This is a genomic window from Nostocoides jenkinsii Ben 74, from assembly GCF_001046875.1.
Classification (GTDB): domain Bacteria; phylum Actinomycetota; class Actinomycetes; order Actinomycetales; family Dermatophilaceae; genus Nostocoides_A; species Nostocoides_A jenkinsii.
This window is the reverse complement of the sequence record NZ_HF571038.1, coordinates 3,155,341-3,173,288: the sequence shown is the minus strand read 5'-3', so window position 1 is coordinate 3,173,288 and position 17,948 is coordinate 3,155,341. Positions and strand designations below refer to the sequence as shown.

Here is a 17,948-nt window from a genome sequence, read left to right as displayed (position 1 = left end):
CGGCAACCTGTCGGAGCGGCGGGCTCGGCGGCGTCGCCGGCAGATCGGTAGGTTTGCCCCGTGCTGCTCTCCGACCGTGACATCCGCGCCGAGATCGATAACGGGCGGGTCGTGCTGGACCCCTGGGAGCCGGCAATGATCCAGCCGAGCAGCGTGGACGTGCGGCTCGACAAGTTCTTCCGGTTGTTCGACAACCACAAGTACCCGGTGATCGACCCGGCCCAAGACCAGCCCGAGCTGACGCGACTGGTCGAGGTGGATCCGGACGAGGGCTTCGTGCTCCACCCCGGCGAGTTCGTGCTGGGGTCAACCCTGGAGGCCGTGACGCTGCCCGACGATCTCGCCGCTCGTGTGGAGGGCAAGTCCTCCCTAGGCCGACTCGGGCTGCTGACGCACGCCACGGCCGGCTTCGTCGACCCGGGGTTCAGCGGGCACGTGACACTGGAACTTTCCAACGTCGCGACCCTGCCCATCATGCTCTGGCCCGGCATGAAGATCGGCCAGCTCTGCTTCATCCGCCTCTCCAGCCCGGCCGAGAATCCGTATGGCAGCGCGGCATACGGCTCGCACTATCAAGGACAGCGCGGCCCAACGGCGTCACGCAGCTTCAAGAACTTCCACCGCACCGACGTCTAAGCATCGAGGTCTTCTAGGCGACGCCAACCCTCAGGCATCACCGCCTTCCGGTTGATTAGGCCGCGTGCCGGCCAGGCCGAACCAACTGACGATGCCGCCACCGGCGAGGAGCACCGCGCAGGCGAGCATCGCAGGACGGTAGCCGGCGGTGAAGGCGGCGGGATCGGCATACGCATCGCCGGTGAGGCCGACGAGCGGCGGCAGGGCGGCCACCGCGAGCAGCGAGCCGGACCGCGCGACCGCATTGTTGATGCCCGAGGCCGTCCCGGCGAGCCGATCGGGCGCGGCGGCGAGCACGGAGGCGGTCAGCGGCGAGACGAGCGCCGCCAGCCCGAGCGCGAAGAGCACCATGCCGGGGAACACCCCGGTCCAGTACCTGGTGCCACCCCCGACGCCACTCATCAACGCCACACCGGCCGCACACACCAGCGGCCCGACCGTCATCGGCAGACGGGGCCCAATCCGCTGCCCGAGCGCGGAGGCCCGGGATGACAGCGTGAACAGGGCGACCGTCACCGGCAAACTCGCGAGCCCGGACGCCATTGGGCTGAAGCCGGCCGAGACCTGCAACTGGATGACGAGGAAGAACATCACCGCCCCGAGCGCGCCGTAGACCAGGAACGTCATCCCATTGGCAGCGGAGAACACCCGCGATCCGAACAGGCCCATGGGCACCAACGGGCGCGTCGCCCGGCGTTCGTATGCCGTGAATCCTCCAAGCAGGACCAAGCCGCCGACAGTTCGCAGCAACGTCACTGGAGGATCGGCCTCACCTGCCCCGATCAGGCCCCAGGTCAACAACCCGAGGCCACCGACCGTGAGCGCGGCCCCAACCGCATCGAGCCCACCGCTCGCCTCGGGATTTCGGCTCTCCGGCACGAAGCGCCAGACCAAGAACAGGACGGCCGCCGCGATCGGCAGGTTGATGGCGAAGATCCACCGCCAGCCGCCGTGATCGAGCAGGACGCCCCCGACGAAGGGTCCAAGAGCCGTCGCAATGCCGGATGTGCCCGCCCAGGTGCCGATGGCTGATGCCCGGTCCTCGGGCGCGAAGCTCGCCTGGATGACGGCCAAGGCCCCCGGGGTCAGCAACGTCCCACCGACACCCTGCGCCACCCGGGCAGCGATCAGCTGCGCTGGATCCGCGGCAAGCGCACACGCCAGCGAGGCGATGGCAAAGAGGGCGATGCCGACCGAATAGACCCGTCGCCGACCGACCCGGTCGCCGAGCGCCCCACTGACCAGAATGAGCGCCGCCATCGACAGCAAGTAGCCATTGACCACCCATTGCACCTGAGCCAACGACGCGTCGAGTTCTCGGCCGATCGTCGGCACGGCGAGGTTGACGACGGTGCCGTCGAGCAGGGCCATCCCGGATCCGAGCGTGACGGCGGCCAGCGCGCCGCGCCCGGCCGTGGTGTTGCGCCGCAGTGCCATCCTCACCTCCTTCTCGCTCGTTCCCGGACTGTATGCCGCGCCGCCGACAACCCCCGCCCTCGCCTCCCTCCGCCGACCACCCGCCCGGTCCCACCGCACTCTTGCGGGCACCGTTGTCGGTGCCCTGAGTTAGCGTGAGATCCCGACCCGGGGGAGGCCCTGATGATTCGATTCGAATCCGTGAGCAAGACGTATGCCGATGGCACCACCGCCGTCGACAACCTCTCGCTCACCGCGCCCACCGGGCAGATCACGGTATTGGTCGGCCCGTCCGGCTGCGGCAAGACCACCTCCCTGCGCATGGTCAATCGGATGATCACCCCGACAAGTGGGCGGATCACCATCGACGGCACCGACACCGGGTCGCTCGACCCGGCACAGCTGCGGCGCGGCATCGGCTATGTCATTCAGCAAGGCGGGCTGTTCCCGCACCACACGGTCGAGCGCAATATCGCGACGGTGCCGCTGCTGCTCGGGTGGGACAAGCGACGCGCCTACGCCCGGGCGCGCGAGCTCCTCGAGACGGTGGGCCTCGACGCTGCGCTGGCGTCGCGCTATCCGGCTGCCCTCAGCGGGGGTCAGCAGCAGCGCGTCGGGGTCGCGCGGGCGTTGGCGGCCGACCCGCCGGTGATGCTGATGGACGAGCCCTTCTCGGCCGTCGATCCGGTTGTGCGCGATCAGCTTCAAGACGAGTTCCGCCGCCTGCAGGCCCAACTCGGCAAGACGATTCTGTTCGTCACGCACGACATCGACGAGGCGATCAAGCTCGGCGATCAAGTGGCCGTCCTGCGCGTCGGGGGTCGCCTCGCCCAGGTCGCGCCGCCGGCCGAGTTGCTGGCCACACCCATTGATGACTTCGTCGCCGGGTTCGTCGGGCGGGACCGCGGATACCGGGCTCTGGGCTTCGTCGCGGCAGACCTGCCGGTGCATTCCGAAGCCACCGTCGAGGTGGGCACACCCATCGTCGCGGCGGACGGCTGGGTGCTCGTCGTCGATCCGGAGCGACGCCCGTTGGGATGGATCGACGGCGCGCGTCACCCCGGTCCGGTCACAACAGAGTTGTTAACCGGCGGGACATTGGCGCCGGCGGGTGGCTCGCTGCGCGCCGCCCTCGATGCCTCCCTCTCCAGCCCGTCCGGGCGCGGGGTCGTGATCGACGACGAGGGCCGCCTCGCCGGGACCGTGACCGCAGAGGAAGTGCTGCGCGCGCTGGCCCACGAGCGCGCCAACGCCGCGAACGCAGCGGCATCCGCGATTGCCGCCGCGTCACCGAGCGGCGTCACGTCACCGAGCGCCGCCGCGCCATGACCTGGGCCCTCGACCACGCGGGGCAGATCGCCGACCTCGCCTGGCGCCACGTGCTTTTGGCCGGCATCCCGCTGTTGCTGGGCCTCGTGCTCGCCATACCACTTGGCTGGTTGGCACATCGGGTCCCCGTTCTCGCCCCCGTGATGGTCGTCGGCACCGGCCTGCTCTACACGATCCCGTCGCTGGCGCTGTTCATCCTGATGCCCTTGATGCTGGGCACGCGGATCCTTGATCCGGTCAACGTCGTGGTGGCGATGACGATTTACACGGTGGCACTGCTGGTCCGCACGGTCGTCGACGGACTGCGCTCCGTGCCGGGGGATGTCGACGCGGCGGCCACCGCGATGGGCTTGGGGGCGCTGAGGCGGCTCTGGCAGGTGCAACTCCCGTTGGCAGTCCCGGTCATCGCCGCCGGGATGCGGGTCGCCGCCGTCAGCAATGTCAGCATCGTCAGCATCGCCTCCCTGATCGGGGTCGCCCAACTCGGCGACCTGCTCACCGACGGCTACAACCGCAATATTCCGGCCGAACTGATCACCGGCATCCTCGCCACCTTGCTTCTCGCGCTCGTATTCGACCGTGCCGTCGTCGGCGTTGAACGGCTCTTGACCCCGTGGCGGGCCTCGTGATCGCCAACGTATGGCGCTGGCTCGCCGACCCCGCCAACTGGTCCGGGGCGACCGGCATCGCCGCCCGGTTGGTCGAGCATGTGCGTTACAGCGCGATCGTTCTGCTGATTGCGGCGCTGATCGCGATCCCCCTGGGGTTGTGGGCCGGGCACACCGGACGCGGGCGGTGGTTGATCGCGACGGCCAATGCCGCCCGTGCCATTCCGACCATCGGCCTGCTGTTTGCCATTTCCTTGTGGCTGGGACCCCACCTGCGCGGTGACCTGGCCTTCAGCCTGCCGAGCATCATCGTCCTGGTGCTGTTGGCGGTTCCGCCGATCCTGGCGGGCACCTATGCGGGGGTCGAAGCCGTGGACCCGGCGGTCCGCGATGCCGCCAAAGGAGTTGGGTTGACCAGCAGCGAGGTCTTGCGCCAGGTCGAGGGCCCCATCGCCTTGCCGCTGATCCTTTCCGGCCTGCGCTCGGCGGTGCTCCAAGTCGTCGCCACGGCGACGATCGCCGCCTATGTCGGTCTCGGCGGTCTCGGCCGCTATCTCATCGACGGGCTCGCCTCCGGTCTGTATGCCGTGATGGCCGGCGGAGCTCTCCTGGTCGCCGGGCTGGCACTACTGGCCGACCTCGCCATGGCGGCGATCCAGCGCCTCGTCGTCAGTCCGGGCCTTCGCCGACCGCCAACGTCCCCTCGCTCGACCTTCCGCCGCGCCGCGCGCTCAGCGCGTGGCGGAGGGAAGCAAACCGGCCCGGATGTCGTTGACCCCTCCGGCCGCCACCCGACCACCTCGGCGACGCCCGCCGACCGCTGACGCGGCATACGACCTAGGAGTTTTGATGTCCTCGATCCCCCTCCGGCTGACCACCGTGGTGCTGGCGACGGGCTTGCTCGCCGCCTGCGGCGGGTCCGGCGACCCGCTCGCGACCGGCTCCACGTCCTCGACTGCCTCCTCGTCCGGCGCCGCTAGCGGCAGCATCGTCGTCGGTTCCGCCGACTTCTCCGAGAGCCAACTTCTCGCCTACATCTATGCCGGTGCTTTGCAGGCAAAGGGCATCAACGCCACGACCAAGCTCAACATCGGCGCGCGCGAGATCTACCTCAAGGCGCTGGTCGACGGCTCGATCGACGTCGTCCCCGAATACACCGGCGCGCTCGGTTTCTTCTATGACAAGGCGTTCAGCGAGACCGACCCCGACAAGGTCTACGCAGCCGTTCAGGGCCTCATCCCCGACACCCTGCAGGTGCTCGCCAAGTCCGCCGCGGAGGACAACGACTCGATCAATGTCACCAAGGCCACGGCAGACAAGTACAAACTTTCGAGCATCGCCGACCTGGCTTCCGTCTCGGGCAACCTCAGCCTGGGTGCGCCCCCGGAGTTCCAGACCCGGCCGCAAGGAGTCGAGGGCCTGACCAAGACCTACGGCGTCACCTTCAAGACCTTCCGCGCGTTGAAGGGTCAGCAACTCGTCCAGGCACTGGCCAACGGTCAGGTGGATGCCGCCAACATCTTCTCGACCGATCCGGCGATTGCGGCTAACGGTTTCGTCACGCTGACCGACGACAAGCGGCTCTTCGGATCGCAGAATGTCGTGCCGCTGGCCGTCAAGGCCAAGGTGACACCGCAGGTCAGCGCCGCTCTCGACGCGGTCAGCGCCAAGCTGACCACTGCGGCATTGGCCGACATGCTCAAGAAGACCGACATCGACAAGACCGATCCCGAGGTTGTCGCCAAGGAGTTCCTGGCCGCCAACGGCCTCGGTTGATGCCTCGATAACGACCGGAGAATGCCGGAGAGGCGGTTCGGCCCCCCGACCGAACCGCCTCCAGGGCGTGCAATCCCTCCCCCTAACAGGAGTGACACCGGCATCGACCAAGACATCCGGCGAAGCCTGTCCCTCCAAGGCTTCGCCAGGTAGCTCCGGTGCTGGGAACCGGATCATCCCTGTCGATGCCTCTAATGTGCCCGGGGCCAGGTCCAGTCCGCATCGGTAATTTCACTCATATCCGCGCTCAAGTAGCCTGAGTAGATGCTGCCTCCCTGCCTCGGTCGCCGGGAGGTGCTGGCCCAGGTCCGCTCGGACCTGGTCACGCACCGCGTCGCCGCCCTGGTTGGGTCCCCGGGGGTCGGCAAGACTCTCATCGCCCGCCATGCCGTATGGGGAGCCGGAACCTCCGTGTGGGTGCCCGTCACTCCCGCCGGGGTCACCCAGATCGTCGCCGACGCCATCGCGATCCTTGCCCCCGACACGGCGCCCGGTGACTCCGAGTTGATGACGCTCAAGCGGGCGCTCGATGAGGGGGAGGGAGTGCTGGTGCTCGACGGAATGGACGAGACCAGCCCGCTGGAGATCGCGGAGTTCGTCGACGAACTCCACGCCATGACGACCACCGCCCGCATTCTCGTGACGTCGACCCTGCCGATGGCCTCGCGGGTCGCCTCGACGCTGCGCGTCGACCCCCTACCGCTACCCGGGCCGGACGCACCCCTCGACGGTCCGGCGGTGGACCTGTTCGTCGGCAAGCTCATCGGAGCTGGCGGCGACCTCGACCTGCAGCGGCACGATGCGGGGGTGCGGCGGCTGCTGCAGGCAAGTGCCGGGGTGCCGTTGCTCATCGAACAGTTCGCGGTCCAAGCCGCCCTCGCCGGCATCGACTCGGTGACGCCCGCGGACTCGCTCAGCGGGGCGGTGGCCGCGTCATACGCCCTCGTCGACGAGACCTCCCAACGGGCCCTGCGACGAATGGCCGTCCTGGATGTCGCGGTCGGTGTCGATGTCGTCGCCCACATGATCGGCCAGCCCCGCGCTGTGGCGATCGGAGTCATCGCGCGACTGGAGCGCCACGGCCTGGTCACCCTCCACGAGGACGAGCGCGTGAGCATGCTGGCCACCGTGCGGAGCTTCGCCCGAGAGCAAGCACGAGAGCAAGCCCGCGAGCAGGCGCCGGACGGGGGCGACGCCGAGGCCAGCGCCGTGGCCCTGATTCGCTGGGCGGACGAAACGCTGCCGGCTGGAGACTCGGATGGCAGCAGCGACGAGCCCTGGCTCGGGCAACTGGAGGTCATTCACGCGGCCGTCGCCGCGGCCTGTGCTCGACCGGACTCCCTCGACCTCGGCTATCACCTCGCCAATCGAGCGTTCAGCGCGCTCTATGTCGCGATGCGCCCCGAGGACGCGCTGGCGCTGTTCGAACTTCCCCTCGGGGCGGGGCCCGGCCCGGTGACGACGTGGTGCCAGGTCGCCCGCCGCGCCGGCATCTGCGCATCGGAAGTTCGCGGCACCTTCGAAGGCCTGCGCTTCTTGGACCTTGCCGAGGAACCCGCACGGCGCGCGGACGACGGTGGCGTCCAACTGGCGCGCACGCTGTCGATCCGCGCCGAGATTCACCTCGACGGCGGGCAGTTGGACAAGGCCCGGGAGCAAGCGACGTCCATCCTCAACTCCGATGTCGCCGACAGCTACGTCCGCCGGCAAGCGGCCCGCACGCTGATGGATGTCGCGGTCAGCCAGGGCTGCCTCGCCGAGGGGGAGTCGATCGCCCCGCGGATCATCGAAGGCCCGCCGCCCGAGGAGCGCTGGCTGGCCATCGCCGCCCGGATCCTGATCGGCTATCTCGCCTGGGAGCAAGGCCGCGAACTCGAAGCCATCGCCATCGCTCGGGGCGCCCGCGCCGAGGCGCTGGCGCTCGCGGAGGACCGGATCGCGTTGCTCGCCGACATCCTGCATCGCCGTCTGACCGGTGAGGCTGCGGCGCTGACCCCCGAGCCGGAGTCGCTGCCCTGGGCCATTCGGCTCGGCTACCAGCTACAGGGGGCGCGCGAGATGCTCGCCGCCGGCGATCCCGTGCGCGCGGCTGGCCTCGCGGCGGATGTCGTCATGCTGGCCGACAGCGCGCGCCTTGAGCGCGACGGCGTCGAGGCGCGGATCGTGCTCGGCGACGCCCTCCTTGGCGCCGGGGATGAGGCGCAGGCCCGCAGTTCGTATGCCGCGGCCGTCCGCCGCGCCGCCGCCTGCCCCATGCCGCTGCGCGTCGCCGATGCCCTGGACGGCCTGGCGGTGACTCTCGCCGAGTCGGCTCGGCCGCGCGCGGAACGCTTCGCCGGCGCCGCGGTGGCGCTACGGGGGCACGCGGGTGCGGCGCGTCGCCCCCGACCCGGCTTCGACGAGACACGGATTCCGGCGCCGCGGTCGCCGGGCGATTGGGTCGCCTCGGGCGTCATGACCGCCAAGGGGGTCTCGGAGGCTGGCCGGTTGGAGGACGGCAGCCTGGGCGAGGACGGGCCGGCGGGCTTGGCGGCCACCCTCACCAAGGCGCAATTCGCCGTGGCCGAGTTGGTCGCTAAGGGCTTGAGCAGCAAAGAGATCGCCGAGCGGCTCTACCTCTCGCCGCGAACCGTGGACAACCACCTGGCCCAGATCTTCCGTCGACTCGACGTGTCCTCGCGCGCCAAGCTCGCGGCGCTGATGGCCGACCATGCCTGAGCCGACCACCCCTGAGCCGGCCCTGCCCGAGCCGACCACGCCCGATCCGGCCCTGCCTGAGCCGACCACGCCTGAGCCGGCCCTGCCCGACTCGACCACGCCCGAGCCGAACGGCCACGCGGCCGATGCCCCACTGCTCACCTCGGTCGTCGACGGCGTCGGTCACGTCGTCCTGAACCGTCCGCGGGCGCTGAACTGCTTGACCCAGTCGATGGTCGACGCCCTCCTCGCGACCATCGCCGCCTGGGAGCAAGACCCGCGCGTGAGGCTGGTCCACGTCACCGGAGCCGGTGACCGGGCGCTCTGCGCCGGCGGCGATGTCGTCGCCGCCCGGGCCGCGATCGTCGACGGACGGCCCGACGACGCGAGCGCGTTCTGGGCGCAGGAGTATGCCGCGATCGCGGCCCTCGCCGCCTTCGCCCGGCCCGTGATTGCCCTCCAGCACGGCTACGTCATGGGCGGCGGCGTCGGCCTGAGCGCCCATGCGCGGCACCGCTGGGCAACCCAGGATGCGCGCTTCGCCATGCCCGAGACCGCGATCGGCTTCTTCCCCGATGTCGCCATGACCCCAATGCTGGCCCGCGCGCCGGGGGAACTCGGCGCCTGGCTGGCCATGACGGGGGAGACCATCGGCGCGGTCGATGCTCAGTACGTTGGGTTGACCGACGTCGTGCTGCCCACCGAGTCTGTCACCGACGCGCTGACGGCGACCACCCGCCTTGCCGCGGACGGAGACGTCAGCGACGCGGACATCCAGGCGTTGGCTGCGGCATACGGGATGGGGGCGGCAAACGGTGTGGGACCGGCAGAGGGTGTGGGCACGGCAAACGGGGCGGGCACGGCATACGGAAATTCGGGCGGGGTGAGCCGGCTCCAGGACGATCGGGAGTGGATCGACGCCTGTTTCCCCGGCGACGATCCGGCGCTCATCGTCGCTCGTCTGGAGGAGCACCCGGATGCGCGTGCCCGCGCGTGCGGTGCGCTCTTGCGTACGCGCTCGCCGCTGGCGGTCGCGGTGTCCCTCGCGCGCCTTCGCCGGGCAGAGACCGAGCAGAACCTCGCCAGCGCCTTCGCGACTGACCGCCGCATCGCCGACGCGATGATGCACGGCGGCGACTTCGTCGAGGGGGTCCGCGCGCGGCTGATCGACAAGGACCAGCCGCGGTGGCGGCATACGCGCCTCGAGGATGTCTCGGCCGCCGACGTGGCGACCTATCTCGACGCGCGCTGACTCTCAGACCACCGCGGCCTAAATCTCCGCGGCCTAGACCTCCGCGAGCTCGTCGCTGCGCTTGACCGCGGCGAGAAGCATCTGCGCGACGTCGACGACCTCGACATTCTCGAAGCGGCCGTCGGTCTGCCGCTCGGTCAGACCATCGGACAGCATGACGCGACAGAACGGGCAGCCCACCGCGATCCGCTGCGCACCCGTCGCGAGCGCCTCGTCGGTGCGGTTGACGTTGATGCGGGTCCCGATCTTCTCCTCCATCCACATGCGGGCGCCGCCGGCGCCGCAGCAGAAGGACGTCTCGGAATTGCGCGGCATCTCCTTGAGCGTGACGCCGGGGAGCGCCTCGATGAGCTCGCGCGGGGGGGCATAGACCTGGTTGTGCCGCCCGAGGTAGCACGGGTCGTGATAAGTCACCGTGTCCGCGCTGGACTCGACGACCTTGGCCGTGCTCGGCACCGGCGGCTGGCTGGGCCGGGCCACCGGGGTGAGCCGGCGCTCGCGGACGAGGCGGTTGAGCAACTGCGTGTGGTGCAGGACCTCATAGTTGCCGCCGAGCTGCGGGTACTCGTTCTTCAGCGTGTTGAAGCAGTGCGCGCAGGTCACCACGATCTTGCGGGCGTTCACCTCGCCGAGCATCTCGATGTTCTGCTGGGCGAGCATCTGGAACAGGAACTCGTTGCCCGCGCGTCGCGCCGAATCGCCGGTGCAGCTCTCGCCGTCACCGAGGACGGCAAAGCTCACCCCGGCCGTATGCAGGAGTTCCGCCACCGCGCGTGACGTCTTCTTCGCGCGGTCCTCGAAGGCGCCCGCGCACCCGACCCAGAAGAGGTAGTCGACCTCGTCGAGGCTCTCGACGTCGGCGCCGACGACCGGGACGTCGAAGGGCAGGTCCTTGGCCCAGTCCATCCGGGCGCGCGCGGACATACCCCAGGGGTTGCCCTTGCTCTCCATGTTGCGGAAGAGAGAGCCCAACTCGCTGGGGAAGGCGCTCTCGACGAGAGTTTGGTAGCGCCGCATTTCGATGATGTGGTCCACGTGCTCGATGTCGACGGGGCACTGCTGCACGCAGGCCCCACAGGTGACGCAAGACCAGAGGACGTCCGGGTCGATCACTGCGCCGCCGTCCGGGGAGGTCGGGTCGCCCTCGGTGGCGCCGACGAGCGGCCGGACGGCTGCTTCCTGAACGGACTCCGGCAGGCCCTCGCGGGCGTCCTCGGCGGCCAGGATCCACGGGCCCTTGGCGAACGCCGCGTCCCGCAGGTTCATGATCAGCATCTTGGGCGAGAGCGGCTTCTCGGTGTTCCACGCCGGGCACTGGCTCTGGCAGCGGCCGCACTCGGTGCACGTGGCGAAGTCGAGCATGGCCTTCCAGGTGAAGTCCTCCACCTTGCCGACGCCGAGGACGGGTTCCTCGTCCTCCATCTCCTCCAGGTCCTCCATGGTGACGGCCTTGCCGTTGACCATGAGCGGCTGGGCGGCGCCGAGGGCGACCGGTGGCCGCTTGAAGGCGACATTGATCGGGCCCACGAAGATGTGCAAGTGCTTGCTGTGCACAACCTCGATGAGGAAGCCCAGCATGATCCCGATGTGCAGGAGCAGGCCGAAGCCCTCCAGGAACTCGAGCGTGCCGTGGCTGAGCCCGTCCATCGCCCGACCGAGGGCCTGCGACACCCAAGCGCCCTCATTGGTGTAGTTGCCGAGCGCAGCCGCGGAACCGCGGAACAGGAACATCGACCAGATCACGCAGAAGATCAAGAACAGCACGAGCCAGGCGCCGCCGAGGTGGCTGCCCCGGAAGCGGGAGCGGCGGCCGAGCTTGGCCGGGTCGTTGGTGAACCGGATGATCGCGAAGACGACCAAGCCGACCAGGCAGCACAGGGCGATGGTGTCCTGGGCGAAGCCAAGAATGCGCCACTTGCCGATGATCGGGATCTCGAAGTCGGGCTTGAACAACGCGCCGTAGGCCTCGATATAGACCGTCGACAGGATCATGAAGGCCCAGAACACGAAGAAGTGCGCCAGCCCCGGGGCGGTCCACTTCAGCAGCTTGCGCTGGCCGAAGACCTCGGTGAGCTGACCCTTCAACGCCGTGGCAACGCGACCACCGGCACCGTCGAGTCGGTCGGGGGCCGGTTGGCCGCTGGTGATGAGTCGGGTCAGCCAGATCACGCGCCGCAGCACGATGGGCAGCGCGATGAGATTGAGCAAGAGCCCGAGGATCAGGACCAAGCGCATAATCCACTCCAACCTGCCCGAAGCGACCCCGGGCGACGATGCGTCCCAGGGACCGGACCGGCTGACCCAGGGGCTTTCGGCAGTCTACAAAGCGGGTTCGCGGCGGTGGGGTGTTCTCGGCCGGGCGTGGGTGTCGCGTGCGCCACCCTGCCCGCGCCGCCGGGTGTCACTGGTCGCGCTGCCGGACGTGATCGGCGCCATGGCGCCACCTCGGGAATGGGTTAGCATAACGTGGCGTTAGGCGATGCATAACGCAAAGTTCCATCCAATCGAGTTGCAGGAGTTCGACCGTGCCCATCTACGACGACGTCACCAAGCTGATCGGCAACACCCCGCTGGTGCGCATCAACCGCATCATCGACAGCGAGGCGACGGTGGCGGCGAAGCTGGAGTTCTACAACCCCGCCAACTCGGTCAAGGACCGCATCGGCGTCTCGATCATCGACGCCGCCGAGGCGTCCGGGGCGTTGGAGCCGGGCGGCACGATCGTCGAGGCGACCTCCGGCAACACCGGCATCGCACTGGCCATGGTCGGCGCGGCTCGTGGCTACAACGTCGTGCTGACGATGCCCGAGACGATGTCGAAGGAGCGCCGTGCGCTGCTGCGCGCCTATGGCGCCGAGTTGATCCTCACCCCGGGCAGCGAGGGCATGAAGGGCGCGGTCAACCGCGCCGACGAGATCGTCGCCGAGCGCGACGGGGCGATCCTCGCGCGCCAGTTCGCCAACGAGGCCAACCCCGCGATTCACCGCAAGACCACGGCCGAGGAGATCTGGAAGGACACCGACGGCGGGGTCGACATCCTCATCTCCGGCATCGGCACGGGCGGCACGATCACCGGTGTCGGCCAGGTCCTCAAGGAGCGTAAGCCCGGCGTGCAGATCATCGCCGTCGAGCCGGCCGAGTCCCCGATCCTCAACGGCGGCCAGCCCGGCCCACACAAGATCCAGGGCTTGGGCGCCAACTTCGTCCCCGAGATCCTCGACACCTCCGTGTATGACGAGGTCATCGACATCAACGCCGACACCGCCGTCGAGTGGGCCCGCCGCGCCGCCAAGGAGGAGGGCCTGCTCGTCGGCATCTCCTCGGGTGCCGCGCTGGCCGCCGCCGACCAGGTGGCTCGCCGCCCCGAGAATGCGGGCAAGACGATCGTCGTCGTCATCCCCAGCTTCGGCGAGCGCTACCTCTCCACCATCCTCTTCTCCGACCTCCTGGACTGACCCGCACGTCGTATGCCGCGCGCGTGAGCCTGCACGCGGCATACGAAGGCACGGCGCCTGTCTCGTTTTCCGACCCAGTTCGACCGATCGAGGTGACCCGAATGCTGGTCAGTTCACCGTCAGGTGACTCGCCCCTCTTGGGCGGGGCGCTCGCCGGCATCCGGGAGGATCTGGACGCGGCGCTCAAACGTGACCCGGCCGCGACCTCGCGGCTGGTGGTGCTGTTCACCTCCGCCGGCCTGCATGCCATCTGGCTGCACCGGCTGGCGCATGCGTTGTGGGGCAACCGGCTCGCCAGGCCTCTCGCCCGGTTGATTGCCTACGTCGCCCGCGCGGTGACCGGGGTGGAGATCCACCCCGGCGCCACGCTGGGCCGGCGCTTCTTCATCGATCACGGCATGGGCGTGGTCATCGGCGAGACCGCCGAGGTTGGCGACGACGTGATGCTTTATCACGGGGTCACCTTGGGCGGGCGCTCGATGGAGCGCGTCAAGCGCCACCCCACGCTGGGGCATGGCGTCACCGTCGGCGCCGGCGCCAAGATTCTCGGCCCGGTGTATGTCGGTGACGGCGCCCAGGTGGGTGCCAACTCGGTCGTGGTCAAGGATGTCCCGGCCGGGGCCATCGCCACGGGCGTTCCGGCGGTCTATCGATTCCCGAAGAGCCAGGACGAGGACCCGTACGACGCGCTCTTCCGCGACCCCGCGCTCTTCATCTAGCCCCCCGCTGCTGGGCGCTGGGCTCCCCGGCCGGTTTCCCTCCCAATCCCAGTACCCGGCGCTTTGGGTGGCTTTCTGACAGCCAGAAGGTCACCCAAAGCGCCGGAAAGTCTCCCGAACCTCGGGTGCCCGCCGGCGCGCTAGGGCAGCTTGCCGGGGGCGGGTCCCCAGTCGTGCTCGGCGTGCAACCGCCCGTCGGTGCCTCGGTGGAGCGTCTCGGGCAGGTCCTCCTCGCCACTGCGTATGTCGCGCAGCTTCGCTGCGGTGCTCTTGGCCGCGTCGCTGACCATGTCGGCGACGAACGGCGCCGCCTTCGTCTTGGCCGCATCCGTGGCCTGGCTGACCTTGGTCTGAACCGGGTCGCTGGACCAGATCTTGTTGGCCTGGGTCTTGATCTGGTCGTAGCGCTCCTGGCCGGCTCGGGCGCCCAACACATAGCCGACGGCGGCACCGAGCAAGAACGACAACTTGGACATGGGGTCTCCTTCCTTTTGGCCCACGACTTTAACCGGGTGGCCGAGGCCAACTCGGCTTCGCTTTCCGCCCAAAACAGGCGAGGCGTGGATCAGCCCATCGGGATCGCCGCTACCTCGGCCCGCTGATCGGATCCACCGGATACTCGCCCAGTGCATAGCGGAGTCGTTGGCCCAGCGCATCGAGCCCGGCAGCGACGACAGCCGCTGAGACAGGGGTGTCCTCGTCGGCGAGGCCAACGGCAACGAGCCTGCCCCACAGGCTAGTGACCGCGGTGGGATCAAGAGACCCCCCACGCAACTTAGCTTCATACCGGCCAAGGACGGTGAGGAGCACAGTTACGTCCGCTACCGCGATGGGGACCGAGCTGGGGCCGTGCGTCCGCTTGTCCATCCACATCACCCTTTCGCGTTCACGTCACCCCTCACAGCGTATGACGTGGTCGCGAAGGGGTGACGTGGTCGCGATGGGGTGATGTGAGTGCCGAGACGGAGTGAGCGGAGGGCGTGGTGGGTCCTACGGCCTCCGCGAGACGGAGTGAGCGGAGGGCGTGGGATTCGAACCCACGATGACGTTGCCGCCATAGCGGTTTTCAAGACCGCCGCACTAGGCCACTATGCGAGCCCTCCAAGGCGGCCAAGCCTAGTCGTCACGCGCAGAGGCCCATGCCACTGCCACGAGCGGCGGAGGGTGAGGCGGCGGCATACTGACGCGGTGACTGGAGTGATCGCCGTCCTCAACGGCCCCAATCTCAACCTGCTCGGCGAGCGCGAGCCGCACATCTATGGTGCCGAGACGCTGGCCGACGTGCAGGAGCGGTGCCGACGCGCGGCGGATGCGGCGGGATTCGCGGTGGAGTGCCGACAAAGCAATCATGAGGGCGCCCTCATCGATGCCGTGCAAGAACTTCGGCATTCGGCGGGTTTTGTCGTCAATCTTGGGGCCTACACCCATACGTCCATTGCTCTCCGGGACGCCCTGGCCGCCGTTTCCGGCCCGGTCATAGAAGTGCATATTTCAAATGTCCACGCCCGGGAATCTTTTCGGCATTTGTCGTATGTCGCTCCCCTCGCCACCGCGGTCATCGCCGGCTGCGGCACCCTGGGCTACGAGTTCGCCATCGCCACGATCGCGGCGCGGGTCCACCTCGCCGGCGGGGCGTGAGCCCACCTTGACGCCTAAGCTACTGACCGGTCAGAAACCGTTGGGAGACAAGAGGTAACCCGGTTCGTCGAGCGAGCCGCGGACGATGCTCGCTCAGGCGCCGCGGGCGCGAGACGCGAGCCCTCACGCCGCGCGAGACCGGCAGAAGCGTGCTAGCGTTTCCCGCGGTTGCACGAAAGCGTTTCTCAGCAAGTCCAACCGGGAGCAGGCTCGCCAGGCCACGACTCCCGTGTGTGGGGGGTTCTGCCCAGCATGAGGGGGCAATTTAGCAGCTCGGGATTGCGCCCGATTGCGCTTTCTCGTCGCAAGCACGAAAGAAAGAGATTTACCCCATGGCACAGGGCACTGTTAAGTGGTTCAACGCTGAGAAGGGCTTCGGCTTCATCGCTCAGGACGGCGGCGGCCCCGACGTCTTCGTTCACTACTCGGCGATCGACACCACTGGCTACCGCAGCCTCGACGAGGCCCAGCGGGTCGAGTTCGAGGTCACCCAGGGCCCCAAGGGCCCGCAGGCTGACCGCGTTCGTCCGGTCTGATCCTCTCGGGCTCCCTGATCTGGCGCTGGGCCTGATCAGGATCGGTCCCTCTCGGCGGCCCCGTCCCTCACGGACGGGGCCGCTGTTTTTTCCCCACGCGACGACGGGGCCGCATAGTTGATCGTGTCCGAGCGCGACGATGCCGCCCGGTGCCATTTGGTGCAGCGGTAGGTGGGGTGTCATCGTTTGCGGTGACCGTCCGTCGGGCGGGTGAGCCCGCGGCGGAAGGAGTCAGGTGTCTCCTGAGCCGTCCCCAGACACGCGCGCCCAACGCGCCGCCACCAAGCGTCACCGCCGTCGCCGCATTGCGCTCTATTTGGCCGTGGCGGTGTTGGTGGCCACCGTCGGTCTCGGCTGGTTCACCTACGCAAAGCTCAGCGGCAATATCACCCGCCTCGACGTCAGCAAGATCCTTGGGCCGCGGCCGTCGACCGCCAGCGTGAGCGAAGGCGCCCCGGAGGCCCTGAACATCCTGGTCATGGGCTCGGACAGCCGTCAGGGCATCGGCACCACGGAGTACGGCAAGGACACAGTTGAGGGCGGCGCCCATTCCGATACCAATTTGATCGTCCATCTCTCCGCAGATCGCCGCCGCGCCCTAGTCGTCTCCATTCCCCGCGACTCCATGACGATGGCTCCCAAGAATTGCAACGACCCCAACTCCACCGTCGCCAATGGTGAAGTCCGGCAGTGGAATTACAACTTCAACCAGGGCGGCCCTGGCTGTGTCATCAAGACAGTAGAGGGCCTGACCGGCATTTACATCCACCACTTTGCCGTCGTGGATTTCCGCGGCTTCCAGGACATGGTCGACGCGCTGGGCGGGGTCGAGGTCTGCACCACCAAAGACATCGACGATGCCGACTCGCAGTTCACCCTGAGTGAGGGCCGTCACCGGCTGAGCGGCAAAGAAGCCCTGGGGTATGTCCGTGTGCGCAAGACCCTGGGTGACGGCAGCGATCTCAACCGCATCAAGCGCCAGCAAGCGTTCCTGTCCTCGGTCGCTCAAGAGGCTACGAGCACCAAATTGCTGCTGCGCCCGGACCGCCTCTTCTCCTTCCTCAACGCCGCCACCAAGTCCTTGACGACCGACCCTGATCTCGGCCTGACCACGATGAGCTCCATTGCGAAGTCCGTCTCCGACCTCGGCGTTCACAACATCGAGTTCGTCACGGTCCCAACCGAGCAGTACCCCGCCGATCACAACCGTGTCCAGTGGAAGGCCTCTGCCGACGCGTTGTGGGCGGCGATCCGCGACGACACCCCACTCCCCGGCTCCACCGGAACGTCCAAACCCACCGCAACCTCCACCACGCCAGCCAAACCGTTGACGGTCGCCCCGGACGCCATCACCGTCCGGCTGACCAACGATTCCGGTGTCGAGGGACTCGCGGTGCAGGCCGGCTCGGCGCTCGCGGTGCAGGGCTTCGTCCTCGGTGGCTATGGCAATGGCACGGTGGGTAGCGTCAAGGGCACCGTCATCCGGCACCGGGCGGCCCAGAGCGAGGCTGCCCGCACCGTCGCCGCCGCCTTCCCCGGCGCCGTGCTCAAGGTGGACGAGTCCGTCGGCGACGTGATCTCGGTTCATCTCGGGATTGGAGCCGCCAATCCGGTTGCGGTGCCCAACCGCGTCGGCACCGAGCCCCTCCCCACGATGACGATCACGGCGACCGATCCCGAGACCCTGCAGACCCGCAACGCGGGCCAGGACATTTGCAACTAGCCCGGCTCAGGTCCCGCAGTAGCGTCAGGTCCCGCAGTAGGTAACGTGCCGCGCGGTGAACCCGGGCGGGGCGGGCGTCGCGAGATCCTCCTGGCCGGGCACCGCGGCATACGGACTCCGCACCGCCTCCACCAGCCGGTCGTATGCCGCGCGCTCGCCCCCC

At 68.6% G+C, this 17,948-nt stretch carries 15 protein-coding genes and 1 tRNA gene; 12 read left to right on the top strand and 4 right to left on the bottom strand.

What is annotated here, in order from left to right; translation table 11 throughout:
• Positions 1-60 precede the first annotated feature (60 nt).
• Positions 61-636, top strand: coding sequence for a dCTP deaminase (gene dcd / locus BN13_RS15190; protein WP_048548059.1), 576 nt, complete (start codon positions 61-63; stop codon positions 634-636).
• Positions 637-666: 30 nt separating this feature from the next.
• Here the strand turns inward: dcd and BN13_RS15185 are convergent, their stop codons facing one another.
• Entirely contained in the window at positions 667-2,073 is a 1,407-nt protein-coding gene (locus BN13_RS15185) for an MFS transporter (protein ID WP_048548058.1), read from the bottom strand.
• Positions 2,074-2,235: 162 nt separating this feature from the next.
• Here BN13_RS15185 and BN13_RS15180 point away from each other — a divergent pair, with 162 nt between their 5' ends.
• The 6 genes from BN13_RS15180 (at position 2,236) to BN13_RS15155 (ending at position 9,714) form a co-directional block, all read left to right on the top strand.
• Positions 2,236-3,381 carry an ABC transporter ATP-binding protein gene (locus BN13_RS15180; RefSeq protein ID WP_048548057.1) on the top strand — a complete coding sequence of 382 codons (1,146 nt, stop codon included), beginning with the start codon at positions 2,236-2,238 and terminating at the stop codon, positions 3,379-3,381.
• Entirely contained in the window at positions 3,378-4,010 is a 633-nt protein-coding gene (locus BN13_RS15175) for an ABC transporter permease (protein WP_048548056.1), read from the top strand. Before BN13_RS15180 ends, BN13_RS15175 begins: the two co-directional genes overlap by 4 nt.
• Positions 3,995-4,813, top strand: coding sequence for an ABC transporter permease (locus tag BN13_RS15170; RefSeq protein WP_321162917.1), 819 nt, complete (start codon positions 3,995-3,997; stop codon positions 4,811-4,813). The genes BN13_RS15175 and BN13_RS15170 overlap by 16 nt, the downstream gene beginning before the upstream one ends.
• Before the next feature lie 25 nt (positions 4,814-4,838).
• Positions 4,839-5,765, top strand: a complete 927-nt coding sequence (locus BN13_RS15165; protein ID WP_048548055.1) for an ABC transporter substrate-binding protein — start codon at positions 4,839-4,841, stop codon at positions 5,763-5,765.
• Positions 5,766-6,029: 264 nt separating this feature from the next.
• Positions 6,030-8,483, top strand: coding sequence for a helix-turn-helix domain-containing protein (locus tag BN13_RS20465; protein ID WP_048548054.1), 2,454 nt, complete (start codon positions 6,030-6,032; stop codon positions 8,481-8,483).
• The gene (locus BN13_RS15155; protein WP_048548053.1) at positions 8,476-9,714 is read left to right on the top strand and encodes an enoyl-CoA hydratase/isomerase family protein; all 1,239 of its coding nucleotides are present in this window, start codon (positions 8,476-8,478) and stop codon (positions 9,712-9,714) included. Before BN13_RS20465 ends, BN13_RS15155 begins: the two co-directional genes overlap by 8 nt.
• Positions 9,715-9,747: 33 nt before the next feature.
• On the opposite strand, the gene BN13_RS15150 is transcribed toward BN13_RS15155, so the two are convergent.
• The gene (locus BN13_RS15150; RefSeq protein WP_048548052.1) at positions 9,748-11,949 is read right to left on the bottom strand and encodes a (Fe-S)-binding protein; all 2,202 of its coding nucleotides are present in this window, start codon (positions 11,947-11,949) and stop codon (positions 9,748-9,750) included.
• A 290-nt stretch (positions 11,950-12,239) separates the two neighbouring features.
• On the opposite strand from BN13_RS15150, the gene cysK reads away from it, so the two are divergent.
• Positions 12,240-13,169, top strand: a complete 930-nt coding sequence (gene cysK / locus BN13_RS15145; RefSeq protein WP_048548051.1) for a cysteine synthase A — start codon at positions 12,240-12,242, stop codon at positions 13,167-13,169.
• A gap of 101 nt (positions 13,170-13,270) precedes the next feature.
• Positions 13,271-13,888 (top strand): serine O-acetyltransferase, encoded by a 618-nt coding sequence (gene cysE, locus BN13_RS15140; RefSeq protein ID WP_048548050.1) that lies wholly within the window; start codon positions 13,271-13,273, stop codon positions 13,886-13,888.
• Between the two features lie 140 nt (positions 13,889-14,028).
• Here cysE and BN13_RS18380 read toward each other — a convergent pair whose 3' ends face one another.
• The gene (locus tag BN13_RS18380; protein WP_053079820.1) at positions 14,029-14,364 is read right to left on the bottom strand and encodes a hypothetical protein; all 336 of its coding nucleotides are present in this window, start codon (positions 14,362-14,364) and stop codon (positions 14,029-14,031) included.
• 540 nt (positions 14,365-14,904) lie between these two features.
• Positions 14,905-14,991, bottom strand: a tRNA-Ser gene (locus BN13_RS15125).
• A gap of 85 nt (positions 14,992-15,076) precedes the next feature.
• Here BN13_RS15125 and aroQ point away from each other — a divergent pair.
• From aroQ to BN13_RS15110, 3 genes are all read left to right on the top strand, one after another.
• Positions 15,077-15,526, top strand: a complete 450-nt coding sequence (gene aroQ, locus BN13_RS15120; protein WP_048548048.1) for a type II 3-dehydroquinate dehydratase — start codon at positions 15,077-15,079, stop codon at positions 15,524-15,526.
• 332 nt (positions 15,527-15,858) lie between these two features.
• A complete protein-coding gene (locus BN13_RS15115) occupies positions 15,859-16,062 on the top strand; it encodes a cold-shock protein (RefSeq protein ID WP_048548047.1) in 204 nt (67 codons plus the stop codon).
• 235 nt (positions 16,063-16,297) lie between these two features.
• Positions 16,298-17,785: an LCP family protein gene (locus BN13_RS15110; RefSeq protein ID WP_053079819.1), complete on the top strand. Its 1,488-nt coding sequence runs from the start codon at positions 16,298-16,300 to the stop codon at positions 17,783-17,785.
• The last annotated feature ends 163 nt before the right edge of the window (positions 17,786-17,948 follow it).